The following is a 26,584-nucleotide window of genomic DNA, read 5'->3' as shown; positions in this document are numbered from 1 at the left end:
ACTGATCGGTTTAAATTATTTGAATTTATATGGCACCGGTGGTTCCAGTAATTTCGGATCGGTAGCGGTTTCAACCTGCGGAATAGGGAAGTTAAAAAACTCATCCTTAGCAGTTTTTTTGTCGCTGTACACCTGCGGTGGGGTATCGTTACTGTAAGTGCCGCGCTCCTGGTTGGCTATAACAGCCAAGGCTTTGGGGTGTTTAACAGTTAAAATACCCTGCCAGCCATCCATACGTTCCAGGTCGAACCAGTAGTCGCCCTCGATAGCCAGCTCAATGCGGCGCTCATGAAACATATTGGTTTTGGTAAACGAGGTTACCGGTGCGAGGCCCGCGCGGTTACGTACCATATTGTAGTATTTTAAAGCGGTTACATCGCTGGTGCTGTTGTTCGCACCCAAAATAGCTTCGGCAGCAATTAAAAGCACCTCGGCATAGCGCATCATATAAGTACAGTTGGCTGCCGATTGCGCCGCGCCTATGCCCCCGTTATCCGCGGGGGTACCCACCACGTATTTCTTAATACCGGCTTTGGTATTTTGCGAGTTAACGCTGGCCGGTACAGTAAAGCCGCCGCCTGCCTGGTTTATTTCCGGATAGAAATCACCCGCTTTCATAATGGTGCCGTGCAAACGGGTATCGCCCGGTTCGTAAGCGTTTTGCAGATCGATCGTCGGGCCTAAAACCGAATAACCATCACCAGTACCGGTAACACCCGCGATAGCAAACGAAGCCTGCTGCGGGTTACCATGCCCGTAAGCCGCACCACCTGCCCATTGTAAAGCAATAACCGATTCCTCGTTGTTGTTATTGGCAGTCTTGAACAGGTCGTTATAGTTTTTACCATCGATAAGGCCGGTATAGCCGTAAGTGGCTATCTGATCGTTGGTGATATTACCGCGGTAAAGTTTAAACTCGCCGCTGTTAATCACTTTTTCTGCTTCGGCGCGGGCGTTGGTGTAATCGTCCATGTATAAATAAACTTTAGCCAGTAAAGCCGATGCAGACCCGCTTGAAACGTGGCCTTGCGCAATGGTAGCGCCTACCCTTACTTTAGGGGTACAGTTGGCTTCGGCAAATTTTAGATCGTTGATGATAAACTTGTAGATATCCGTAACCGGGTTGGTGTTTACCTGGAAGTTGCCTACAAAATCGGTACTGTTTTCGATAATGGGCACATTACCCCAGATGCGTACGATGTGGAAGTATGCTAAGGCACGCATAAGGTGTGCCTCGCCGAGGGCGTTGTTCAATACCGCCTTATCTACCGAGGCCGAAGCTTTAACCGGCAGGTTATTGATTAAAGCGTTTGATTGCGCAACAACGGTGAACAACGAGTTCCAGGCATCGGCAATACGGGGATTGATGTCCGTAAGCGTAAAATTGAACAGACTGATCACGTCGTCGGAATAGGTACGAGCATTGCCGCCTGCCAACTCGGTTATAGCCCAGCCTGATTTGTTTACCCAGTTAAACCATGGCGAATTGTACAGCGCGTTGGTACTGGCCGTTACCTGATCGTTGGTTTGGTAAAAATTATCAACGGTAATGGCATCTTCGGGTGGGCGGTTAAAGAAATCTTTTTTGCAGCCGGTTGTAGCAACCAAACTTACCGCCGCAAAGCACATTAAATGTTTTATATATTTTTTCATAATGATCTTCTCCTTTTATATCAGTTAAAATTCGGCATTCAAACCAAAGGTTATTGTTCGTGGCGATGGGTAGCGGCCAAAATCAATATTGGTTAAAAACACATTCTGATTCATGGAACCTATTTCGGGGTCGAGCCCTTTGTATTTGGTAAAGGTGTACAGGTTCTGTCCGCTGGCGTAAACTTTAAGCCTGGTTAGCTTAACTTTATGCAGCCATTGCGATGGCAGGTTCCAGCCCAGTACCACATTCTGGATGCGCAGATACGATCCGCTTTCTAAAAACCTGTCGGATGTAAACAGGTTCGGGTTATCCAAACCAGCCCTTGGCGCAGGTGTTTTTGAAGTTGGATTGGCCGGTGTCCAGTAATTTGCCGCCGAAGCCAACTGGTTAACATACAAACCCGAGAGGCCCGAAATGGTATAGTTAAGCGCGTTCATGATTTTGGCACCGTACGAGCCGTTCAGGAAGATATTTAAGTCGATTGATTTGTACGAGAAGCTATTGGTGATGCCGTAAGTAAACTTAGGGTTAGGATTACCCAGGTAGGTTTGATCTTTTTGATCGATAACGCCATCGTTGTTCAGGTCTTTATAACGGATATCGCCATACCATGTGCCAGATTTGGCGACAGCGTTACCAAACTGCGGTTTGGAGTTGCGCAACTCATCTTCTGTAGTGAACAAACCATCGGTAACATAACCATAAAACTCGCCTACCGAATGGCCAACCTCGGTACGGGTAATGCCCCTGGTTAAGAAACCATTGGTAATATTGCCCGAGATGAACGGCGTTCCGTTAGCCAGCGACAATACTTTGTTTTTATAGTGCGAAAAGATAAGCGTGGTATTCCACCTGAAATTAGTGGTATTGATATTATGGCTATTGATGGTAAACTCAAAACCCTTGTTGCTCAGCTTACCGCCGTTAATGTATGGCGGGTTAACACCACCAAGGTATGAGCCTGCCGCGCCCTCGCCCACCAAAAAGGCCGGCAAAGCTGCCTGGAACAGGAATTTCTCTGATTTTTTGTCGAAGTAATCAAACGTGGCATCGATGCGACCGCCGAACAAACTAAAATCGACACCGGCATTGCTTTGGATAGCGGTTTCCCAGGTTAGGTTAGGGTTGGCAATTTTATCAACCAAAAATCCTGTACCAAAACCGGTAACTGATGGCTTCAGGGCCGAACCGTACAGGTAATTAGGGATACCCTGGTTACCCACCTGTCCGTAACCTATCCTAATTTTGATATTGTCGGCCACAGATTTGATGCCTGCCATAAAAGGCTCTTCAGATAAGCGCCATGATACGGCTGCCGATGGGAAGTAACCGGTTTGTTTGCCTGTTACAAATTTTGATGATTGATCGGAACGGAAGGTAGCAGTTAAGCTATAACGATTGTTGTAAGTATAATTAACACGTGAAATGAACGATTGCAAAGCCTGGCTACCCAAATACTCATCCACACGGGCCGATTTGGCATCGCCCAGGTTAAGGGTTTTTAAATCGTTGCTATAAAAATTCTGTACGTAGTTGGTGATGCCGTTCCACATGGCGTAGTTCAGCTCATAACCTAATGTGGCATTGATCACATGTTTTTTGGCAATGGTACGATTGAAGGTTGCCACCTCTTTCCATGTCCAATAGTGCGAATTGCTCCAGTACTCGGTTAGGTTGGCTGTTTTATTTTCGTAATCGCCGTATTTAAAGGTCGGGTTAAACTGCAAAGCTTTCGACCAATCGAAACCGCCGTTTATCTCCGAACGGAAGGTAATATCGCGGGTGATACGCAAATCGGCATAAATACTACCGTTTACATTGCTCCTTACCAGGTTATTGGTAAGCAAGGTAGCCTGTGCCACCGCGTTTGGCGTACCGCCATAACCGTTGGCATTTGGCCCGGTGCTGATAGCGCCGGCAAATGAACCATCTGGGTTACGCACAGCGATATCAGGTGCGCTTAGCAAGGCGGTGTAAATAATACCATTGTTATCGCTCAGCCCGCGGTCTTCCTCGTTGCGGGTACCGCCGATAGACATACCATATTTTAAAAAGCTTTTAACCTGCGAGTTTACATTTGAACGGATAGAGTAGCGTTTAAAACGGCTGCCCAAAATAGTACCATCCTGTTTATAATATCCGTTAGAGATATAGTAGTCTGTACCCTCTTTTCCTCCGGAGATGGAAAGCTGGTGGCTTTGCATCGGCGCAGTGCGGAAAACTTCGTCCTGCCAGTTGGTGCCGTTACCTAACAGATCGGGGTTGGCAAAATCGGGGCGACGGGTTACCTGCACGTTATCGGCCAATTCGTTTTGCAGTTTGGCGTACTGCGGCAGGGTCATCATTTTTAAAAACTTGCCCTGGGTTTGTATGCCGTAATAACCATCGTAACCAATGCGGGCGCTTCCGTTTTTACCACGTTTGGTGGTAACGATAATTACACCGTTTGATGCCCTTGAACCATAAATGGCAGTAGCCGAAGCATCTTTTAAAACATCGATAGATTCGATATCGCTCGGGTTGATTAACGACAGCGGGCTAACGCCCACCTCATCATTATTACCCAAAGCAACCGACCTACCGCTGGTGCTCCTGTTCAAAGCATCGCCCGAGATAGCTACCCCATCAATAACATACAAAGGCTCGTTTGATCCGGACAATGAAGTAATCCCGCGGATATGCACCGAGGTCTGGCTGCCCGGCGCGCCCGAGTTTTGAGTAATGGTTACACCCGAAACACGACCCTGCAGCATCTGATCGATACTGGCCTGCGGCACATTGGCAATATCAGCAGCTTTTACCGATGATATAGCACCGTTAACATCCTGCCGCTTTTGCGAACCATAACCAATAGCCACCACATTAATATCGGCAAGCGCGGTGGTTGATGATTTTAGGGTGATGGTAAATGTTGTTTTGTTACCGATGGCTACTTCCTGTTTTTCGGCACCTATAAAAGTAAAAACAAGCGTTTTGGCGTTAGCCGGTAAGGTTAGGCGAAATTTACCGGCTATGTCGGTAACTACAGCTGTTTTACTATCCTTAACGGCAACTGTAACGCCGGGCAGGGTAACGCCTCTTTCGTCTGAAACTGTACCCTGTACCACTGTTCCCTGGTTCTGCGCCGTCCCCCGGAGGCACATCAACACAAAGGAAAACAGCAAGGCTATTCGTAGAAATTTTCCCATAATTGATTATTTGGTTTGTATTGGTTTATTGTGATTTTTAAGTTTATACTATTACTACAGACCGGATATTACCCCACCTACCCTTACCGGTTTTGCGCGCAAACCGGTAAAAAGATCAATACATCGCCGCTACCCGGCTCTGCCTTTTTAAGGCTATGTACAATGGTTATCCTGCACGTTTAATTGGTTTATTGTTGTTTTTAGGTTTATACCCGCTAATGCTTTTGCATAAGGACGTGGTTAATATTTATTACAACGATGGTAAAATTATATGCAATCGAAAACCCGGTTGTGGATAAATAGGGGTACAAATGTCAACCCATATTTAAACACTGATTATCAGATATTTAATAAAAATTATTGCCATAAAAAGGGTTAAATAGTTACAAATGTGCACCTGTTTTGGCGGCGTGCTTAGAAAAACTTGTGTGATAATAGTATCACATGGTGCGAGTTATTGAAGATACTGGGTTGCTATTTTGAATGGGATTTGATGTTGAGTAACGCCGCCGCCCAGCTCCAGCAGAGTGGCAACTATCAAGCGGCCTCTGCCCGCCGTAACAACATATGGCGCACACAGGCCGGAGGCCTGAAAATAATCGACACTCGGCTGGAGCCCATAGCCGTTAACTTAAGGGGTTAAAGATATCATTGACAATACAGAAGCTTGCTTTTTTACCTTTCTTCGGTTCAATAAGCAGGCTTTTTATTATTGGGAAGATAAATAACCCAAGCCAGGCTTCGAACGTTATGTTATGGTTCATCACCATTCTTAACGCATATGCCCATAACCTGGCTTGTTTAAAGAACTTCCAATGAGAACAGGCATATTCTCTATTTTCTTTTTGGATAGAATCGTCGAGACATCGGAATATTTTCCAGTTGATCAATATCCAAATGAACCTTGCAAGGAGTAGGCACTCAAACCGTTCTTTTTTTACAGGCTTTACCCTGTGGAGGTTTAACAACGATTTCCAACTTTTAAAAATGAGTTCAATTTGCCATCTGAGACGATATAGTTCAATCACATCGTTTGAATTAAAGATAGCCGGATCTACATTGGTAATAAATACGCTGAACCGGCATCGCTGTTTGTATTCTTCAGAAAGTTCCCGCCCCCGGCTCTTTGCCTGTTTTTGAGCTTTTCTTATCCGTTCAGCCCAGGTCTGCTCTGCGACTGGTACTACGATCAGGCGGCATTCAAGCGCTTTTTTACCTTTGCCAAGTACAATTTCAGTTTCAAAGCATGCCTGTTTATTGGTCCGCATGCGCTCATAAAGTGAGGACCAGTCAATTACTTTGCCTGTTGCCTTATGAACAGGTTTCCATTTCGGTTGCAGTCTGTTAAGAAAAAAGGCTTTCCGCTCTGTAACTCCTCTCAAATAAGCCATTGTAACATAACCCAGGTCCCGGATATGTAGATCATCTTTAGCTATGCGGCATGCTGTTCTCTTTGAATAACTCTGATCATTTTTTGTTGCCTTGGTTAACTCCAGGTTCTCCCAATCTCCATTTTTGAGGTCAAAGGAGTATTGTATGTTCATTAGCGGATTGGTAACAGCTCCTCCATAACCCGGATAACTCTCTTTGTATTCATCAGGCAGGCAGAACTTACAAGAGTCGGTAATCAGTACCCGCGCGAATGGTTGCCAGGTATCGTGATTCCGGATAGCTAATCTGGTAGCCATTTGTTCGGCTAAAACCAGCTTCATAAATTCAACACCACTTTCGTTAAACCGTTTATGCAAGCCGACTTTGCTCAATGACTTACCGCTTTGCCTAATCAGGTCATCGCAACAATCCTGAAGGCTAATCTGGTGATCAATGCTATTGAATACAAGCGTATCAATAAATGCTTCTGGCTTAAGTTTAGAACTACGACGACAAAAACCGCTTTGGCGGGCGAGTTCAGCAATTTTATCAGCCTTAATAACCGAGCAGATGGAACTATTCAGGGTATCCGAATAATCTGAAACGAATCTACTTTTATCAAAAATGAAAGGAGCTTTTCCCTTAGCAAAAAGCACTTCGTCTGAAAAAAAGTGTTATATTTATACAAGAAAAGGCGGTCTTGCCTGGAAACAAACCGCCTTTTCAATAAATATTAAAACTATACAAATATGGGAAAATCTAATTGGTTTTGCCCTACGGCGAAGCCTCGCATTATTCTCTTTTCAAATTTTCTTCGACAAAAAAATCCTTAAGTTAACGGCTATGGGCTCCAGCCGAGCGTCTGCAGGGGAGTATAAAGTTAAGCTGAAAGCTTAACACAGTTTAGGACGAAGTTACGCTATCGCTAAACTTCGACCAGTCCGTATAGAATAAGCATCCTTGAGATTGGGGACTAAAGTTGAAAACTTTAGCCATTGTACACCACGGGTTACGCTATCGCTAAACCCGCGGCAGATAGTGGATAAATTTATAGTAACAACCGGGCAAACAAAATCCTGCCCAATCTAAAATCCACCCAAATCCCGGTTCAGAAAAAAAATCGGTGTAATCAAAAAATCAATCGGTGTAATCCCAGAAAAAAAATCATGGTTCAGACTCCGCCACATACTTCGACGGTATGCTGTTAAATTCAGCCTTAAAAGTCCGCACAAAATACTTTTGGCTTTTAAAGCCCACCTTGTGGCAAATTTGCGAGATGGTAAGGTGGCCGGTCTCCAACAATTGCGCGGCCCGTTTCAGGCGCATGGAGCGCACCAGTTCGTTAGGGGTTTTGCCCGTCATTTGCAGGATTTTTTTGTAGAGGGTATATCGGCTCACAAACATATCGCTGCTCAGTTCCTCTACCGAGAAATTGGGATTGGAGATATTGGCATCTATCAACAGCAAAACCTTTTTAATGAAAGCCTCCTCCGGCGAATCAACCTGTAGCTCGGTTGGCGTTACATCCACCTGCTTCTGGTAGGTTTTGCGCATTTTTTCCTGCTGATTGAGGATGTTTTTTATTTTGGAGTGCAGGATCTCGAAGTTGAAAGGCTTGGTCATATAATCGGTAGCCCCGGTTTCCAGGCCTTTAATTTGCTGTTCTTCGCCGGTTTGGGCAGTTAGCAATATTACGGGGATGTGTGAGGTACGGGTGTCGGCTTTTATTTTACGGCACAGGTCGATGCCGTTCATTTCGGGCATGCTGATATCGCTTACAACAAGGTTAGGATGTTGGGCAAGGGCTTTCTGCCAACCTTTTTTACCGTTTTCTGCTTCGATGATATTGAAAGCATCCTTCAGGTTATCTTTAATATAAAATCTAAAATCTTCATTGTCTTCTATCAGTAAAACTGTCGGCTTTTTGCAGTCGCGGTTTTCTTTGGATTGATTAGTTTTTGAGGCTTCCGGTTCTACCAGAAATTCAATTTGATGGTGCAGCAGGTTGCCGGTATCGGTAAACAGTTTTTCGTCGAGCTGCTGGAGGGGCAACAGCACGGTGAAGCAGCTACCCTGCCCGTTTTCGCTTTCTACAGAGATTTCACCATTGTGTAACCTTACAAATTCTTTGGTGATAGAGAGGCCTATACCGCTACCCTGGTTTAACATAGAGCCGGGAATATCGTTCTGAAAAAACGGGTCGAAGATTCGGTTTTGCTTATCCGAAGGGATACCGATACCGGTATCAATCACCCTGATCTCCAACTGATGCTCACCGCTTTCTACAGCATCTTTCAAACTCAATAACACGCTTACCTGCCCGCCCTCATGCGTAAACTTATAGGCATTGGATAACAGGTTAAACAAGATGCGCTCTATTTTATCATGATCAAAACTGGTGATAAAACTATCCGTATCAGTGTCAAACACAAACTTAATATGCTTTTGCTCCGCGATATCCGTAAACGACCACGACAGATCTTTAATAAACCCAATAATATCGCCACTCCGGGTATACAACTTCAACTCCTGGTACTCCATCTTCCTGAAATCCATCAGCTGGTTAACCAGGTTAAGCAGGCGCTTGGCATTGCGGGTGATCATTATTAGCTGGCGGCGGGTATCAACATCACTTACCTGTTTCAATATTTTATCAACCGGGGCCATGATCAGGGCCAGCGGGGTACGGAACTCGTGGCTTACGTTGGTGAAGAATTTGATCTTCATTAAATCAAGTTCGTGCATGCGCTGTGCTTCCTCGCGTTCTTTTTCTATCGAAAACTGCTCCCTTATTTTCCGTATACCACGCTGGCGGAAATAGAATAACACGCCGATAAAAATCAGCCCATAAGCGGCGTAGGCCCAGGTTGTTTTCCAAAACGGCGGCAATACTTTAATATGCAACACAATCTGGCCGCCTTTCCAAAACTCGTTACCCGCCGCACGTACTTTAAAAGTATAATCGCCGGGTTCGAGGTTATAGGTTGCTTTGCGCAGTTTATTATCAACCGTTATCCAGCCATCGTAAAAGCCATCCATAGCGTATTGCAACTTCACCTTGTCCGGATTAAAGTAGGTAAGCGCGGCAAACTCTATCGAAAATACGTTTTGGTTATAATTGAGTGTGATCTCTTTTAATTGGGAGATCGACTGCGGCAATATCACCCTACCGTTCACCTTCTCCCCCACCTCCAGGCTTTTATCAAACAACTGAAAATCGGTAAAGAGCAGGTTTGATGTGCTTTTATCAAATTTTAGGGCCGAGGGTTTAAAAATATTAAAGCCATTACCGCCACCGAAGATCAACTCACCCTCCCGCGTTTTGCCGGATGAGTTTTCAGAAAACTCACGGCCTTGCAAACCATCCAGTTCATTATAATTTATGAAATGAAATTTAAGTGCCGGGCTGTTCCTGTCTACCAAAATGTTGGATAACCCGTTCGGCGTGCTCACCCAAATATTATGACTTTCATCTTCGCGCAAATCAATCGTAGTATTATCCGGCAAACCATCTTGTTTGGTTAACGAGATAAACTTTTTAGTATCCGGATTATAAACATTAAGCCCCTCGCGGGTGCTGATCCAGATGAGGCCATGGCTATCTTCCAGTATATTGTTGGTGTTATTGTTTACCAGGCTATTAGCGTCTTTATCATTTTGCAGATGATGTACAAACTGGTTAGTGCCGTTCATCAGCACATCAACCCCATAAGCCGTTACTATCCAAATATTACCACGCCTATCCTGCATCAGGGCGCTTATATAATTGGAGTGAATGCTGTTTTTGTTGATATCGCCATCAAACTTGTAATTGGCCACTACCTCGCGCCGGGCATTCAGCTTATTTAAGCCTGCGGATAGCGTACCCACCCAGAGGTCACCCGCCTTATCTTCCATCAGCGAGCAGACCCGGTTTTCGGAAATACTGTTGGCTGCGCCATCCTGGTGGCGGTAGTGCTTAAAAGTTTTACCATCGTAACAATCCAACCCGCCGTAGTAGGTACCTATCCATAGCTTACCTTCATGGTCAAGCAGCATGGTTACAATTACGTTATTGGTAAGGCTTTTATCGTCGGCAGCGTTATGCAGGTATTGCTTAAAGCTATTGGCTTTGCGGTTCCAGTAAATAAGGCCGCCGCCATTAGTCCCTATCCAGATATTGCCGTGCTTATCCTCGGCAAAATTGTTTACATCGCTAAAAGGCAAACTGTTCGGATCGCTTAAATGATGGGTGTAGGTGGCAAATTTTATAACGTTTGGGTGATAATAGCTTACCCCGCGTTTATAAGTACCACACCAAACTATGCCGGTATTATCTTTATAAACACAGGTAACGCTGTTTTGACCAACGGTTTTATTATCATCCTCACGGTTTAATAAGTAACTGATATTGAAATCGTTTTTGTTCAACAAATTGATGCCCCCGTGATCGGTAGAGATCCACATCCGGTTGTTATCATCCTGCACCACATCCGATACCACATCGGTATTTAATCCCGCACCCGCCGCGCCCTTGCCTAAATGCTTAAATATGCCTTTCCGCATATCCAAATAAAACACGCCCGATGAATAGCTTGGTACAAATGCCCAGATATCATCCTGCTTATCGATATAAATTTTGTACGATGAACTTAAGCCCTGGGGTAATTGGCCCAGCGCTTTTCGGTAATTTACCTGATATGTTTTAGGATCGAGACGTTCCAACACCCCGCTATTGGATATTACCCAGATATTCCCTTTCGAATCGACAGAAAGATCAGTAACCATATCCGAGGAGATCGAACTACTATCATTCTCTTTATGCGTTAGGTTGATGAGTTTGGTTGTTACAGGATCATACTTATAAATCCCCCTGCCTTTGTTATGGTGCAAAAACCAGAAATGATCAAACCTATCGTGCTTGATAGCCGCTATGTATGGATCGTACAGTTTTATTTTGTACAGAAAATCCCGGGTGTTACGGCTAAATTTTTCGGTGGCTGGATCATAAAGGTTAAAACCCGTACGCGTTTCTATCCATAGTTTATTTTCCGGGCCAGGGGTTATGCTTACCACGTAATCATCGTCGATAGTGGTGGTATCATTGGCGGCATGTTTATAGGTTTTAAAGGTGTAGCCATCATATTTATTAAGGCCCGAAAGAGTACCGAACCACATAAAACCTTTAGTATCTTTATAAATACAGTTTACCTGGTTATGCGATAAACCATTGGTAATATCCAGCCGTGAAAACCTGAACGCGTTTGATTGCGCCACCAATAATGCCGGGGAAAGCAGCGTTATAAAGTAAACAATCAAAATTTTACACTTCATCAACTATAATTTTAGAGCGGTGCTACGCTATTAAAATTTTAAACTTTTAGGTTTGCAGGCAAATTGAGTTTTAACTTTTAACCCAAATGGTCAAAGGTTTATTTAGCTATAATTTAACCCGCCGGTAATACTGTATTTGATAATTTGCCCGCTTATTATTCAAACCTTTTACAGGCTCAAATTTGTAGCAACGGTTTATAATTGGCTTAATATCAAATGTAATTTAATACATGGGTAAGATATAATACTTTTTTTACAATATTTGATTTTAAATTAACCAGAATATCAGCAAAACAAACACAAAATCAACAAAATACGGCAAAAACAGATGATACTTTTCTTTCAATTTTATAATTGAGAGGGGTGTTATTAAATAGGTTTAAAAAGTTAACAAACAGTATTCGATAAATAACTCCGAAAGCCTCGCCGAAAACAGGAGGCACCTACGGAGCCAAATTATACGTTTGTTATAAGCTACAAACATGGTACTCCTACGGAGTTCGAACACAGCAGTCAAACTCCGTAGGAGTACCATGTTTGTAGAAAGACATATAGAAACATCAAGGCTCCGTAGGTGCCTCCTAACCTATAAGCAACAGGTTTGACAATTAGCCAGGCAAGCAAACAAGATGAGCCATTTTTTGTAGATTAACCATAAACGCAAAACAGCAGTACATTTTTTAATGGACAACACGCAAAGCATAACAAAGGCACCACAAAAAAAAGTATCAAAGCTTAAACAAAGCTTTGCCGACTTTTTTGTAACCCTTTACAATATCAACAAGTTCATATTCCGCTTTTTCAGGGAAGCTTTTGTGCCTCCGTTTGAGTTGAAAGAGGTTATACGCCAGTGCTACGAGGTGGGCGTACGTTCGTTTACGCTGATATCGGTAACCGGCTTTATAGTAGGTGTGATATTTACAAAGCAATCAAGGCCGTCGCTATCGCAATTTGGTGCCGAATCGTGGTTACCATCACTGGTATCTATCGCTATTATGCGGGCGCTGGCACCTTTGGTTACCGCGCTGATAGCATCGGGCAAGGTAGGATCAAGCATTGGTGCCGAGTTAGGCTCCATGCGTGTAACCGAGCAGATTGATGCCATGGAAGTATCAGGTACCAAACCTTTTAAATTTTTGGTGTGTACCCGCGTGCTGGCTACTACGCTCACTATCCCTATCCTATCAACCTATACCGGCTTTGTTGCCTTATTTGGCGGCTACTTAAACGTAACGCAAAATGAAGGCACCACCTGGACAACTTTTATCCAGGAAGTATTTGAACCGCTAACCTTTACCGATTTTGTGGCATCGCTCATCAAATCAATCGTATTTGGGTTTACTATAGGTATAGTGGGCTGTTACCAGGGCTATTATTCAAACAAGGGTACTGAAGGTGTAGGTAAGGCCGCCAACGGCGCTGTAATTACCGCCATGTTTTTGGTATTTATAGAGGAAGTTATTATTGTACAAATAACCGGCTGGTTCCGCTAATTAATTGATTATGAAAAAGGAAGCAATAAAGGTAGATCATACCAACCCGGTTATCAGCATCAGGGGCTTGAAAAAAGCTTTCCAGGATTATGCCGTGCTTCGCGGTATCGACCTTGATCTTTACCAGGGCGAGAACCTTGTGGTACTTGGCAGATCAGGCACCGGTAAATCTGTATTAATCAAAATCATATCGGGTTTGTTAAAGCCCGATGAAGGCGAAGTGGAAGTTTTGGGGCGCAATATTGCCACCATCAGCGATGATGAGTTACAGGCGCTGCGCATCAGGATAGGCTTTTCATTTCAGAACAGTGCTTTGTACGATAGCATGACGGTACGCAAAAACCTCGAGTTTCCCTTGGTACGCAACCGCCGTAATCTTACCAAAGGCGAGATCAATAAAAATGTGGAAACCGTGCTTGATGCTGTAGGCCTATCGCAAACCATTAACCAGATGCCATCCGAACTTTCGGGCGGGCAGCGTAAACGGATAGGCATCGCCCGCACGCTAATCCTCAACCCCGAAATTATGCTGTACGATGAACCAACAGCCGGTTTGGACCCCATTACCTGTATCGAGATCAATGATTTGATTAACGAGGTTCAGCAACGCTACAACACATCATCCATCATCATTACGCATGATTTAACCTGCGCCAAACAAACCGGCGACAGGATAGCCATGCTGCTTGACGGACAGTTTCAACGCACCGGCACATTCGACGAGGTTTTTGCTACCGACGACGAGCGGGTGAAACCTTTTTACGATTACAACTTTATTAAATAACAACAGTTAACACGATATCACCATCATTCACATGGATAAGGCAGATAACAGAAAATCGATTATAGTAGGCATATTCCTGGCACTGGGCCTCATACTATTTATACTGGGGGTATTTACCCTTGGCGGCCAGCAAAAAGCCTTTGTTAAAAACATAAATCTTAGTGCTGTATTTACCGATGTAGCCGGCCTTAAAAAAGGTAATGCCGTTTGGTTTTCGGGCGTAAAGGTGGGTACCATCAGTAACATTAAATTTATTGGTCCTTCAGAGGTTCAGGTATATCTTCATGTAGATCAGGCTACCCAGCAATACATTCGCAGCAATGCCACGGTTAAAATAGGATCGGACGGGTTGATTGGCAATAAGATTATTGTAATAGAAGGCGGCAGTCCGCAAGCTCCCGTTATTGAAGATGGCGCGGTGCTAAAATCAGAAAAACTGCTATCTACAGATGATCTGCTAAAAACCCTTCAGGATAATAACCAAAACCTGCTGGCCATCACTACAGATTTTAAAACTTTAAGCCACAGCATACTGCAAGGCAAAGGTACCGTTGGCGCATTGTTAGCCGACAGCATCATGGCCATACAACTACGCGCCGCTATGCGCAACCTGCAGGCCACCACCCAAAGCGCTTCGCTAATGGCGGTGCAACTGGATCAGTTTAGTCGTAAAATGAATACCAAAGGCGGTTTGGCCGATAAAATGCTTACCGATACAGCTACCTTCGGCCAGATAAAACAGGCAGCCGCACAATTACAGCAAACCGCCGCCAACGCTGCCACACTTACGGCAAACCTTACCAAAGCCAGCAATAAGTTAAACACTACCGATAACGCCCTGGGCGTATTGTTGAACGATCCTAAGGCTGCGGTACAAACGCAATCAGCCATCAATAACCTGCAGGCTGCATCTATCAAACTCAATGATGATCTGGAAGCTGCACAGCATAACTTTTTGCTGCGCGGATTTTTTAAGAAAAGAGATAAAGCTAAAGCAGATAGTTTGAAGGCTAAACCTTAAAAATATTTTCAAGGCGACGAGTTGACTCACCCCGACTACGCTTCGCTTGCCACCCCTCTCTGCCGCGCAAAGAGGGGATTTTTTTTGTTTTTCCCTTACCTTTTTTCCTAAACCCTCGTTACGGCGCAACCGTAGAGAGGGTCGACCAGTGTAGCGAAGTCGGGGTGAGTAAAACCGTCACCATGCTAATCTGCCAGCTGTTCAAAAGCTATTTTCAAAATCGGGCATGGAAACGGCTATTGCCAAATCCCCCCAACCTAACCAGTAAACTTCACACTAATGAACTAATGAACCACTTAACTAATGAACCACTAAATAGGTGAACCAAAAAAAATGCGTCCCGTATCTCACCCCGGAACGCAATTTCGATAACATCTCACCGATATCGATCAACTAAATCAGGTTAAATCTCAACCCTTAACTTTATACACTACACTTATATCGTGCCATTGTTTTAAATAATTAAAAATCAACACATTAAAACAAACTAACGCTACTACAGCGTACGTTAACGAACAGCTACTGTTACAATACCGGTTCAGATAATTTTATTTATCACCGGCAATTTGGTTAGCAAATACGCAAGCAAAAAACTAAATGCTACAGCCAGTGGTGCCACTATCAATAATTTATAGGCCGGGTCCATTGGCCATCCTATCGCCATTACCGATAATGAAATCACCAACAGCGGATGAAAAATATATACCCCGAAAGCTGCCCGCGAACCGGCTTTCATTAAGGCTGTTTGCCCGTTCCATTTATGTTTGGCGATAATTACTAACGCGGCCATAATAAAAATTCCGGTTAACTGCTCCCAACAGGCATACATTAATGATTGCCAGTGCCCCAGGCCGTTAAAAGTTTCAACCGGGCTATGTGTTACTTCTTTCACAACAAATAATACCGGGAACACCATTACAACCATCAATAAAGCAAGCCATGCAAACAACTTACCCGTTTTATATTCAAACCCGTTTAACCAGTTATTGCGTGAAGCTACAACTCCCATCCAAAACATAGCTATATATTGCGGGAAATGCCCTAACTGAAAACCAACAGGTTTAAGCACCCAACCTATCGGAAAAACAATCCTTACCAAATAAGTAACTACCGATAACCCTGCTGCAAACAGAATGATATTTAACGCAGTTGGCGACTTTTTGCCCGCATGGATTTTCCTTTTTTCAGGTAAATTCACCACCACAAAAACCAAACTAAACAACAGCAGGGCAGCCACAAACCATAACACTCCAAAGTCAATCCAGCCATCAAAACCACTTAGATACTGCAGGTAAGTAATCTGATGTCCATCTGCAAACCGGTAAACAATATAACTCAGCACCGGCGACAGGACAAACGAGTAAAATATCAGCGGGATGCCAAGCCGTTTCAACCTGTCGGCAGTAAAACGTGCGGCTCCTTTTTTTGGTAAAGACGAAGCTGTAAAATAAGCCGATATAAAAAAGAACAAACCCATAAAAAACGACTGGTTGGTAGCTACAAACAAAGTCATTGGGATAAGCGCGGCAGTATGTGTGGTTTTATCAGTAAAGTACCAACCGCCCGGCGCGCCATAGGTTATAAAAGTATGATGCAATATCACCAACACTGTAAGCGCTACCTTTAAATTATCAATATAAAGCAGTTTTGCGGGCCGCGCGGTGTTGGTTAAAGAATCAGAATGCGGGGTGGCATTGGCTGTTTGCATAGGCATTTTATAAGTAAATACAGCTATATGACACGGTTATTATTGCCTTGTTACAGCTATTTTATAAAAGATGCATCTAAACAGGTTGATTTACGTACAACATTGTATTTTAGCCGATTACAACACTCAATACAACCAAACAGAGTATAAATTCTTTTTGCAAAAGTTGTATATTTAATATCTTTGATAGATTGTTTACTTTACACTAATTAATTGACCCCCAATTTGAATACGCAGTGGCAAACTTCGGACTCAATGAGCCAAAGCAAGTTAATAGCCGTTAGCAGGTTGTATAACAACTATGCGGCCAAGCTTTTTGGTTACATTTTCGAAGTGGTAAAAAATCAATCAGTTGCCGAGCAGTACCTCGTAGCAGTTTTTAACGATGTACCTAACGAGATTGATGAGTTTTTGAAAACCGGCGTTAATGCCCTGTGCCGCCTGCAAATGATGGCCCGCAAAAAGCTATCGGAGTTTTTTGAAACGTTAGATAATGAAACCGACAGGCAAGCCTGGCAAAGTTTTCAACCATCGGCCAACAATAAATATGTTGCCATGATGAATCCCTTGCAACAACAGGTATTTTACGCCATCCATTATCAATGTAAAACTACCGCCCAAATTGCCGCCGAACTAAGCAGCACTAACGAAGAAATTAGGATGACATTAAAAGAATGTTTTACCATTATCCGAAACGGGAGGAACAATGAAAGATTACATTGATAGTGGTATACTTGAGGTATTTGTAATGGGCGCCGCTACCGAAGAAGAGGTGCGTGAGCTGATGTACATGAAAGCCAAATACCCCGAAGTAAACGAAGCACTGAAACAACTGGAAGCCGATATGGAAAAGGTAGCCATGAACATGGCTATAGTTCCGCCGCCGGGAACCTGGGATAAGATTGAAGACGAGATCAATGATCTAATCCGCCGCGAGGAAAGGTTAAACAAGCCTGTTCAATTCCGCACTTCAGACAACGGTTATAACAGGCAGCAAAAAACCGCCCCTGCCGATCAATATATTGAAGTTGAAGGAGCCTCAAGCCACATGCGCCTGCATAAATCATGGCGTTATGTATTCGCCGCCATTTTTGTATTAGGAAAGATCTTTTTAGGCTTCGCGATATATTTTTATCTCGAAAACCGCCAGGCACAGGAGCAGATCAAAGAATTGAAGAGCGAGGTAAAGGAATTACGTCGTTAGTGGTTGGAGATTGGAGGTTAGAGGCCTCTTGCTGATATTTATTAAGGCATCCTTTGGGATGCTTTTTTGTTTAAACAACTTTTGTAAAGCTTATAAACAACAAAAGGCACCCTCGCGGGTGCCTTCGTCATTGATCGGTTTAGGTTAAAAGCCTCGTCAATTATATCAGTGCAGCTGGTTCCTAAAGCAGGATACTATCACAGCAACCAACCTCTAATCTCCAACCTCTGATCTCTTAAAATAAGGTTTAGGTATAAAGAACAATTATCTTAAGCCGGAGACAGCAACTAATCACTAACCTCCAACCTCTAATCTCTCTTAAATAAAGGTTTAGGATTTTGAAATTTCATGTACTCTTCCTTCAAAAATCTCATATCACAAACCTTTACCATGATGCATAATTTGCAGGGATTACATAACCTGCCTGCAAATTTCTATGCATCCGGATATTTCAATTATTCGGCTTTGGTGCCTGTATTGCTTTTACCTTCATTTTCTATCTGAAGTTTTTTAAGCATTTCGGTACCTATCAGGGCGTCTATCATGCCGTTGTTACCACCGTCTTTACCACTCACCAATATTTCAGGTACTAACCTGATACCGGCTGCAGCTAAGGCTTCGGCCACACGTACTATGGCGTATTGTTCGGTACCCATGGCTTCGGTTTTTTGTTTGGTAACCTCAGCTTCTGATAAACCTATGGCCTTGATCTTGGCACCTTCGGCCATACCGTTCACCTCGGTAGCATTGGCATCGGCTTTGGCGTTTACGGTTTTGGCTTCGGCGTCGGCTTTGGCTATCGTAATCCTTACCTCGGCATCGGCTTTGGCATTGATGGTTTTAGCTTCGGCCTCACCTTTTGATGCGGCAACCCTTGATGCTGCCATCTGGGTGTTGATCTCAACCTGGCGGGTTGATTTTACTACCTCCGGCTGCATATCGGCACCGGCACGGGCGCTTTCAAATTCCTTACGTTCAATTTGCGCGTGGCGCTGAATCTCGTAGGTTACTTTTTCCTCTTCGGCCAACTTACGGTCGGTTAAGGTTTTCATCAGTGCTGCTGGTGGCACAATGTCGCCTATCAGGGTATCTACACCTATTACGTTATAGGTTTCCAGTACGCGGCCAATATGCTCGCGGGCATCGGTTTGCCTTTGGATACGGTTGGCCAAAAAGCCGATCACATCACTTTTTTGCGCCGAGTTACGGAAGTAGTTGGCAATGGTTGGCTCCAACACCTGCGATACCAGGTTTTTCATTTTACCAAACCTTGCAATCACCTTAGGCGCCTCGTTACGTGGCACGTGGATAATCTGCGATACATCCAAATTGAATGTAAAACCATCGCTTGACCGTACGGTGATTGTACACAGGTTTTTATCCAACTCGTGCGATTCGGTACGACTATCGGCCCAGTTCAGTACGATGTTGGTTGTCGGTACAATTTCAACAGCATGGGTATAAATATTAACCGGATGCTTACCGGGGTCTAAAGGTTCGTCCCATACACCTTTTTCGTTGCGTTTAACTATGTTACCGTGTTTAAAGTTATCGCCGCTGGTATCCTTCCCTTCCGGGCCAACAAAGGAGTTTACCACACCTACATAACCAATCGGGATATAGATCATATCAACCTGTTCAACACTTACAAACCATGGGTTTAAGTAATAGGTACCCGCCAGTATCACATCCTCCTGCAAACCTTTGCGGCCGCCGGCGTTAATGAACGCGATAGGATCCTGGTAGTTCTTATGCCCATGTACCGATTCGCCGGCTATCTCGCCTTTGTTCAGGGGTTCACCATCAAGCGTAGTGATGATACCAACTTTGTTTTCGTGGATCTGGGTAATCGGCACCATCTCAATATCAAACAAAAAGGCATTGATACGGTAGCTACCTGGTGTAAGAAAAGCCGCCTGCGGGCCTTTTTGGCCATTATTATCCAAAAAGGCTATAGCATCCTGAAACTTATCGCACTCTACCGGTTTACCCAATACACGGCCGGTATCAAAGGATGCACCGTCTTTTGCCTTCACCAGACCCAGTTTACCTTGCTCAATAATGGTAAAGGGTTGCATTATAATGGTATATTGCCATGGCCACATTTTCCAGTATAAACCCGGGGCTAAGGCTTTGGCCTGCATACCGGCCTCGCCTTGTGTGGCTATGATACGGCCATCTGGCAGGCGGCTGTTGCCGGTAAGGGCAAACTTTTTGATTACGAGGCCGATACGGTCGTCCGGAACGATAACCATGCCACAAAACACGCGCAAAACAAATTTGTACATCAGCAATAACGCTATGACGGGTATAACCCACCACAGACTAACAATTAGATTGTCCATTTTTTTTAAAGATTGTTTTTGATTTTTTTATTAACGGAACCCTTAAGGTGCGGGCCCTCACAATACTTATAGCTTACCTGGAAGAGTACCTTGGCTATATAGTGTCATTAAGACAGTTGCATTATTGCTTTGTTACGAAAAAACTTAAAAATATTTTACAACAGATGTCAAAACGATGTAATTAATTGATACACAGAAAGTAAATTTCAAGCAAATTTTCGCGGAAACATTTAAGGAATCCTCAGGTTAAACAAATATCACATTGTTTAATGCCCACTTAACATTACCGTTATGAATACTTCAAAAAGCAACCGGAAAGAGGGACAGGAAATCGCTCAATCACCAGATAAAAAAGCCAAAGAATTAAAAACCGAGGGCCCCTTAAGCGAAAAGGACGAAGTGAAAAAAGCTGAAGACAGAACGAATAGAATGGCGAAAAAATAAGTTTTCAATTATTTTTTGTTGTATCTGCTGTCTTGTTATTTCGATGGCAATTATATAGTTTTATCACACAATCAACCTGGTTATGATAAAACAAAGCCTTTTGCTATTTGCAGTTCTGTTAATGTTTCTTACATCCTGCGGCCCAAATGTTTCTGTTAGCACGCTTACGGGCAAGTGGAAATATATCAAAATAGAGCATCCCAATGCCAGCCCACCCGATACAGTGAAAAAAGCCGAACTGGACCAGGCGGTACCTTATATTCAGTTTACCCCCGAAATGAAATACCTCATAGTATGGGAAAACAAATTCCTGTCGCACGGATCATTTACCCTGAATGGTAAAAACCTGAATGTTACCGAAAAACTGCCCGACGGTAAAACACGCGATTTTGTTTTCACTGTTTCGGAGCTTACTGATAGCAAAATAGTTTTTGAAAGCAGCGGACCAGATGGATCAAAAGTTACGGCACTTAGGGCGAGCAAGTTTTAAGGCTAAAGGCTAAAGGCTAAAGGCTAAAGGCTAAAGGCTAAAGGCTAAAGGCTAAAGGCTAAAGGCTAAAGGCTAAAGGCTAAAGGCTAAAGGCTAAAGGCTAAAGGCTAAAGGCTAAAGGCTAAAGGCTAAAGGCTAAAGGCTAAAGGCTAAAGGCTAAAGGCTAAAGGCTAAAGGCTAAAGGCTAAAGGCTAAAGGGCAATGCCTCATAGTATCATTTGTTTTAACTTTTTTCATTTAATTTATGAAAAAGTTTAACAGGAAACGTTGGTCCGCGTTAGGATTGAAGTGTAAAGCCCACAGCGCGGGTAGGCACTGAGCGCTCGAAAGGCGAGGACTTGGAACGGAAAGCCCGGGCCGCAGGCTACGCCCATATTCGTATCATGCGTAAACGAATTTAACGTCTAACACACTTTTCCCCATTTATTTAAACTCAATTCCCTACCCTATCAAATTACAACGTTATAATTTTTTAAAATCTGTGATTCGTGCTTTCGCCTAACAGGTTTTCTATTATTTCCGTTTTAATTAATGTAAGGTATTTCAAATCATGTGGTGCGGTGACAACATTATAGGCGTTCGGAAGAAATAAAAAAAGCGGTGGCTCCTGCAATTCCCTCCCTTGGGAGCATAGCGTCAATTTAAGGAACCAGGCTTTTAAGTTCCCCTCTTGAGAGGGGCGCGATGGAAAGAGCGAGAGCAGGGGTGTGTTATACGAGCGATAAACCGAGCGCAGAATAACACACCCCTCCACCCCTCTCAAGAGGGGAAGCCCACAATCCCACCGCTTTTTTGTTAAATTAACGGCTATACTCCCCGGGGAGGGAATAAAAAAATCCTCCGAACACCTATGGTGAAAACACCAACCACCGGCTGAAACCAAATTTAAACCTGCATCTTTATCACATCAAACCATCTACAATAATTTATTTTCATTTTTTTTTGAAAGTTTAAAAACATAACTATATTTGTGCATGGAATTGGCAGAGGCAAGGTTAAAGTTTATTGAGGCATGGGGCAAGCTGGGATCTGAATGGGGTATTAACCGCACCATGGCCCAGGTACATGCCCTGCTCATGATCTCGCCCGAAGCCCTTACCACCGAAGAGGTAATGAACGAGCTAAGCATCTCGCGCGGAAACGCCAACATGACCCTGCGCGATTTAATTGACTGGGGCTTGGTTGAAAAACAACATAAAACCGGCGAACGTAAAGAATACTTTTATGCCGAAAAAGATGTATGGGTAATAGCCCGCCGCGTAGCAGAAGAACGTAAAAAACGCGAGCTTACACCTATTATTAAAATACTCGATCAGTTAAGTGAAGTAAAAGGCGACGAGAATGATCCTGCTTTTAAAACTTTTAAAACTTCGGTTACTGATATTAACAAACTGGCCAGTAACGTAAACAAAACCATGGATATGATGCTGAAAGCCGAAGAGAACTGGTTTTTTGGTTCGATATTAAAAACATTTAAATAAATTTTTTTGATTTAAAATTTCATTTTTTACTGAAAATTCTAAATAATTAAAAACAAATAAAACCATAACATCATGAATTACTTTATTTTAACCTACGTTGTTTATCTGCTGGCAAGCATAGCCTTAACCGTTTGGGTTGCCAAAGTGCTGTTTAAAAACGGAAGAATTTTTTTGGTGGATATTTTTCACGGCAACCAGGAACTGGCCGATTCTGTAAATAAACTGCTTGTTGTAGGCTTTTACCTGGTAAACATAGGCTATATGAGCCTTGCCTTAAAAGAGTACGGAGCTATAGCCAATATGCAAACGGTGGTTGAAGTATTAAGCTATAAAGTGGGTTGGATTATTTTAATATTAGGCGGTATGCATTTCCTAAACCTTATCATATTTTTTAAGCTGCGTAACCGCGCTAAAAGAGACCGGGCGTTTAATGTAAATGTTTAGTTTTTGTTTTTTTGTTTTGATTTGGCAGGGCGGGGTAGCAATTATCCTGCCTTGTTTTTTATCAGGCCGCGGCGTTTAGCTGTCGACTAATACTGCCTAACAAATCGTCAATATCAAAAGGTTTTGCAATAAAATCGTCGGGAGCACCGGCCTGGTTCAGTTTGCCGGGATTGTGGCTGGCCGATACCAGGATAACGGGGATAGCCCTGGTTTCAGAATTTTCCTTCAATTTGCGGCAAAGCTCGCGCCCGTCAAGGCTGCCAAGCATAATATCAAGCAAAATTAAATCGGGTGTAAACTTCTCAACGCGGTCAAAAAAATCCTTTCCGTCGGCCAGTACACTAACCTCATAGCCCGATTCTTCCAGGATGTATCGTATAATGTCTAAAATGTCCTTGTCATCATCCACCGCTAATATCCGTCTCATATATCAATATTTAAGTATCTGCAAAATAGGCTTAGTTATAACACGAATAATACGTACTAAATAACAACCAATATGCTATAGCAATTTTCATACCATTACTTATTTAACTAAGTACTTTAATTTCAATTGAGTATTACTGGCCTTTTTATAACATTTAAACCGGGAGCATTGAACATAATAACAAAAATGCAGGTTGTTTTGTACGGAAATAAGGTCGGCTTTTTCTAAAATAGCAGAATATAATACACTACTGCAGACGGCGGTTCTGCATGCTTTTGAAAACTGCCTGCAAATACCTGCCAGGCTAATGTATTTATTACCGGTTTAACCAGGTTGTGCAAATTATGTAGTTAAAAAAGCTTTGTATACATTAAAGCGGCGGGGAGTTTTAATCCTTATTGATAAATATATGTTCGGCTTTTTTGCACTTGGCACAAAAATATTTTCTGACAGGTAAAAAAAACAAAACATTTTTTACAAACCAGTTCCGCTTCATTTGAAAATGATATGGACTTCCACATTTGGAGCAATAGTAGGTTTTTCTCGGCTTAACTTCGTTATCTATCACAAATTTCTGAATAATAGAAAGCCAAAGTACAATAACTAAGCCATTATAAAAGAAGAAAAAAATTAAAAATGCTTTTCAGTACGCATTAATTTAATATTAAGAAATTATTTTAATTTAACGTAACACATACCTTTTCCGCTGGCATTTGTAGCACATGTATCGTTTTATGGGAAGAAAAAACAGCAGATTTTTTACCAAAAAAGATCGCGGAACGCGGTTGTCCAGTTCAGATTTACATCTTGGGCAAACCGGAAGTTTCTTCTGTTCCGCTTTCAGATTTTCATTTATTGAAAGTACCATAATACAACCAGGGGTTATTGTATTTAACTGAATAATTAATTCAACTTGCAACACAAAGTTAAAATAATTATCAATATACCAATCATTTAACTCAATTATTAATAACAATACTATTTTTTGTCAAAAAATTGAGTTAATTTACAATTAAGACTGTTTTGATGTATGTTTTTTACTTTTTTCGCAATAAGCAATAAGGCGTGTAAATGAAATCGATTGCATCAAAGTTTAAACTCTAAAAATAACCTGGCGGGGCTCTGTAATTATTTATTAAATTTTAAAGCAGGTTATTCACTTTTTCAACCAGTTCGGCTAAATCGAAGGGTTTGTTGATGGTGGCATCACAGCCATAACTAATCAGTTCGCTGTCGTTATTAACATAAGCAGAGAAGATAATAACCGGCGTATTGCCAAATTTAGGATGCACTTTAATGGTACGGCATATTTCGCCTCCATTGGTACCGGCCACGCGATAATCTAATATTACCAGATCGGGCTCAAAGCTTTCTATCAAAGGCAATACTTCTGTACTGTTTGCGGTGCTTTTAACCTCAAACTGCTCGTAAGTGAGCGTTTCATGCACAATATCCAATATATCCTGGTTGTCATCCAATACTAAAACACGCTTTAACATAATGCTTTTTAAAATAAGGGGGCCGAAAAGGTATAAAAGTATCGCGCTTGTTAAAATGCAGTAAACTACAATTAAAGTGAAGGCTTAAATCATCCTCGGGTATAATATACTACAAAGCTAACAGTTTTTTTTACAATTATATACAGACGCAAAACAAATTTAACCTATTTTTTAATATTTACCTTAATAGGATTTTATATACATATTCCTGTAACCTTTAATTAATAAAGTATCAAAAAAGTATATTTCGAAATTACTTAGCTATTAACACCCGCCCATGCTAAACTCAATTATTGTTATTACATTAGGAGGCAACTGAATTTGGCCTTCGGCCGCCTTTATAACAACAACCTAATGGCATTACTAACTATCTTTACCTGCATTGTTTTATTGGTTTTACTGGTTAGCTGGATAAAGGTTAACCCTTTTATCGCCTTCCTTATCGTATCCATTATAGCCGGCCTGCTGCTCGGTATCCCTATTAATAAAGTAACGGCTTCGGTGCAAAAGGGTATGGGCGATATTTTAGGCCAGTTGCTCATTATTATTTGTCTTGGAGCAATGCTGGGCAAACTGGTGGCTACAAGCGGCGCTGCCCAAAAAATTGCCGAATCGCTGGTTAAGGCTGTAAGCAAAAAAAACATCAATGCTACAGGAGAATTACATGGAAATACGAGCGCACAACGCATTCAGTTAGCACTGGTTGCCGCAGGTTTCATCATTGGCATCCCGCTGTTTTATGGTATTGGTTTTGTGCTGATGGTTCCGCTTATATTTTCGGTAGTTTATAAATACAAGCTTCCGGCGGTTTATATAGGCTTGCCCATGCTGGCCTCGCTATCGGTTACGCATGGTTTTTTGCCTCCCCACCCCTCGCCCTCGGCCCTGGTGGCGTTATTTCATGGCAACATGGCAACTACATTTATTTACGGATTGATGATAGCCATCCCGGCCATAATACTTGCCGGCCCTGTGTTTTCCCGGTTCCTGAAAAAAATACCATCCGAGCCACTGGCAACCTTCAGAGCCGAAGAACTGCCCGAAGATAAACTCCCGGGCACGGCTAACAGTTTTTTAACAGCCCTGTTGCCTGTTATTTTACTGATGCTTACCGCCTTGTTCCCCTATCTTAATATCCAGGACCCCGACGCCGCAAAAATCATAGCGTTTTTGGGCGATCCATCCATAGTAATGCTGATAGCCTTACTGGTAGCTACGTTTACCTTAGGCGTTAAACAAGGCAAAACCATGGGCCAGCTTGCAGGCAGTTTTACCGATGCGGTTAAAGATGTAGCCCTTATCCTTTTAATTATAGCAGGCTCAGGAGCTTTTAAAGAGGTTTTAACCGCCAGTGGTGTAAGCACACAAATAGCCGACCAGTTGCAGGCCCTCAACCTGCCGCCTTTGCTGCTGGGCTGGGTAATAGCCGCTATCATCCGGATCAGTCTGGGTTCGGCAACTGTTGCCGGGTTAACCGCGGCAGGTATTGTGGCACCGTTGGTTATTCAAAACCATGTTAATCCTAATTTAATGGTGCTTTCGATAGGCGCTGGTAGCCTGGCCTTTTCGCATGTGAATGATTCGGGGTTTTGGTTGTATAAAGAATATTTTAACCTTAGCATAAAAGATACCATCAAATCGTGGTCGGTAATGGAAACGCTTGTATCTTTTATCGGGCTTATCGGTGTAAGCATCCTCAACCTGTTCATCAAATAAAA

At 42.9% G+C, this 26,584-nt stretch carries 19 protein-coding genes; 11 read left to right on the top strand and 8 right to left on the bottom strand.

Annotation, left to right across the window (positions count from 1 at the left end; translation table 11 throughout):
• Positions 1-15: 15 nt before the first annotated feature.
• From HYN43_RS01735 to HYN43_RS01725, 3 genes are all read right to left on the bottom strand, one after another.
• Positions 16-1,653 (bottom strand): RagB/SusD family nutrient uptake outer membrane protein, encoded by a 1,638-nt coding sequence (locus HYN43_RS01735; protein WP_119407812.1) that lies wholly within the window; start codon positions 1,651-1,653, stop codon positions 16-18.
• Positions 1,654-1,677: 24 nt separating this feature from the next.
• Positions 1,678-4,842, bottom strand: a complete 3,165-nt coding sequence (locus HYN43_RS01730; protein WP_119407811.1) for a SusC/RagA family TonB-linked outer membrane protein — start codon at positions 4,840-4,842, stop codon at positions 1,678-1,680.
• A 626-nt stretch (positions 4,843-5,468) separates the two neighbouring features.
• Positions 5,469-6,869: an IS4 family transposase gene (locus HYN43_RS01725; RefSeq protein WP_119407810.1), complete on the bottom strand. Its 1,401-nt coding sequence runs from the start codon at positions 6,867-6,869 to the stop codon at positions 5,469-5,471.
• Between HYN43_RS01725 and HYN43_RS30100 the strand changes: the two genes are divergently transcribed.
• On the top strand, positions 6,838-7,110 hold the full coding sequence (locus HYN43_RS30100; protein WP_162996254.1) for a hypothetical protein: 273 nt from the start codon (positions 6,838-6,840) through the stop codon (positions 7,108-7,110). The genes HYN43_RS01725 and HYN43_RS30100 overlap by 32 nt on opposite strands.
• 267 nt (positions 7,111-7,377) lie before the next feature.
• Here the strand turns inward: HYN43_RS30100 and HYN43_RS01720 are convergent, their stop codons facing one another.
• Positions 7,378-11,526 carry a hybrid sensor histidine kinase/response regulator transcription factor gene (locus HYN43_RS01720; RefSeq protein WP_119407809.1) on the bottom strand — a complete coding sequence of 1,383 codons (4,149 nt, stop codon included), beginning with the start codon at positions 11,524-11,526 and terminating at the stop codon, positions 7,378-7,380.
• 683 nt (positions 11,527-12,209) lie between these two features.
• Between HYN43_RS01720 and HYN43_RS01715 the strand changes: the two genes are divergently transcribed.
• From HYN43_RS01715 to HYN43_RS01705, 3 genes are read left to right on the top strand one after another with little or no spacing between them, the layout of a single operon-like run.
• Positions 12,210-13,019 (top strand): MlaE family ABC transporter permease, encoded by an 810-nt coding sequence (locus HYN43_RS01715; protein WP_119407808.1) that lies wholly within the window; start codon positions 12,210-12,212, stop codon positions 13,017-13,019.
• A 10-nt stretch (positions 13,020-13,029) separates the two neighbouring features.
• The gene (locus HYN43_RS01710) at positions 13,030-13,803 is read left to right on the top strand and encodes an ABC transporter ATP-binding protein (protein WP_119407807.1); all 774 of its coding nucleotides are present in this window, start codon (positions 13,030-13,032) and stop codon (positions 13,801-13,803) included.
• Positions 13,804-13,834: 31 nt separating this feature from the next.
• Positions 13,835-14,824: an MlaD family protein gene (locus HYN43_RS01705; RefSeq protein ID WP_119407806.1), complete on the top strand. Its 990-nt coding sequence runs from the start codon at positions 13,835-13,837 to the stop codon at positions 14,822-14,824.
• Between the two features lie 538 nt (positions 14,825-15,362).
• On the opposite strand, the gene HYN43_RS01700 is transcribed toward HYN43_RS01705, so the two are convergent.
• Entirely contained in the window at positions 15,363-16,538 is a 1,176-nt protein-coding gene (locus HYN43_RS01700; protein WP_119407805.1) for an acyltransferase family protein, read from the bottom strand.
• 249 nt (positions 16,539-16,787) lie between these two features.
• On the opposite strand from HYN43_RS01700, the gene HYN43_RS01695 reads away from it, so the two are divergent.
• Complete coding sequence (locus HYN43_RS01695; RefSeq protein ID WP_119407804.1) at positions 16,788-17,255, top strand: hypothetical protein; 468 nt, start codon at positions 16,788-16,790, stop codon at positions 17,253-17,255.
• Complete coding sequence (locus tag HYN43_RS01690) at positions 17,239-17,736, top strand: hypothetical protein (protein ID WP_119407803.1); 498 nt, start codon at positions 17,239-17,241, stop codon at positions 17,734-17,736. The genes HYN43_RS01695 and HYN43_RS01690 overlap by 17 nt, the downstream gene beginning before the upstream one ends.
• Positions 17,737-18,191: 455 nt before the next feature.
• On the opposite strand, the gene HYN43_RS01685 is transcribed toward HYN43_RS01690, so the two are convergent.
• Entirely contained in the window at positions 18,192-20,081 is a 1,890-nt protein-coding gene (locus HYN43_RS01685; protein WP_119407802.1) for an SPFH domain-containing protein, read from the bottom strand.
• Positions 20,082-20,372: 291 nt separating this feature from the next.
• On the opposite strand from HYN43_RS01685, the gene HYN43_RS30095 reads away from it, so the two are divergent.
• The 4 genes from HYN43_RS30095 to HYN43_RS01670 all read left to right on the top strand — a co-directional run bounded on the left by HYN43_RS30095 (position 20,373) and on the right by HYN43_RS01670 (position 22,940).
• A complete protein-coding gene (locus HYN43_RS30095; protein ID WP_162996253.1) occupies positions 20,373-20,525 on the top strand; it encodes a hypothetical protein in 153 nt (50 codons plus the stop codon).
• An 82-nt stretch (positions 20,526-20,607) separates the two neighbouring features.
• On the top strand, positions 20,608-21,015 hold the full coding sequence (locus tag HYN43_RS01680) for a hypothetical protein (RefSeq protein ID WP_119407801.1): 408 nt from the start codon (positions 20,608-20,610) through the stop codon (positions 21,013-21,015).
• Positions 21,016-21,989: 974 nt separating this feature from the next.
• Positions 21,990-22,496 (top strand): GbsR/MarR family transcriptional regulator, encoded by a 507-nt coding sequence (locus tag HYN43_RS01675; protein WP_119407800.1) that lies wholly within the window; start codon positions 21,990-21,992, stop codon positions 22,494-22,496.
• A gap of 72 nt (positions 22,497-22,568) precedes the next feature.
• Positions 22,569-22,940 (top strand): hypothetical protein, encoded by a 372-nt coding sequence (locus tag HYN43_RS01670; RefSeq protein ID WP_119407799.1) that lies wholly within the window; start codon positions 22,569-22,571, stop codon positions 22,938-22,940.
• 61 nt (positions 22,941-23,001) lie between these two features.
• Here HYN43_RS01670 and HYN43_RS01665 read toward each other — a convergent pair whose 3' ends face one another.
• Together HYN43_RS01665 and HYN43_RS01660 are read right to left on the bottom strand one after the other, a co-directional pair.
• Positions 23,002-23,367: a response regulator gene (locus HYN43_RS01665; RefSeq protein WP_119407798.1), complete on the bottom strand. Its 366-nt coding sequence runs from the start codon at positions 23,365-23,367 to the stop codon at positions 23,002-23,004.
• Positions 23,368-24,509: 1,142 nt separating this feature from the next.
• Positions 24,510-24,866 (bottom strand): response regulator, encoded by a 357-nt coding sequence (locus HYN43_RS01660; RefSeq protein ID WP_119407797.1) that lies wholly within the window; start codon positions 24,864-24,866, stop codon positions 24,510-24,512.
• Positions 24,867-25,220: 354 nt separating this feature from the next.
• On the opposite strand from HYN43_RS01660, the gene HYN43_RS01655 reads away from it, so the two are divergent.
• Positions 25,221-26,582: a GntT/GntP/DsdX family permease gene (locus HYN43_RS01655; protein WP_119407796.1), complete on the top strand. Its 1,362-nt coding sequence runs from the start codon at positions 25,221-25,223 to the stop codon at positions 26,580-26,582.
• Positions 26,583-26,584: the final 2 nt, after the last annotated feature.

The sequence above is a fragment of the Mucilaginibacter celer genome, from assembly GCF_003576455.2.
GTDB lineage: Bacteria > Bacteroidota > Bacteroidia > Sphingobacteriales > Sphingobacteriaceae > Mucilaginibacter > Mucilaginibacter celer.
Note: the sequence above shows the minus strand (reverse complement) of the source record. Positions and strands in the feature narration are given on the sequence as shown.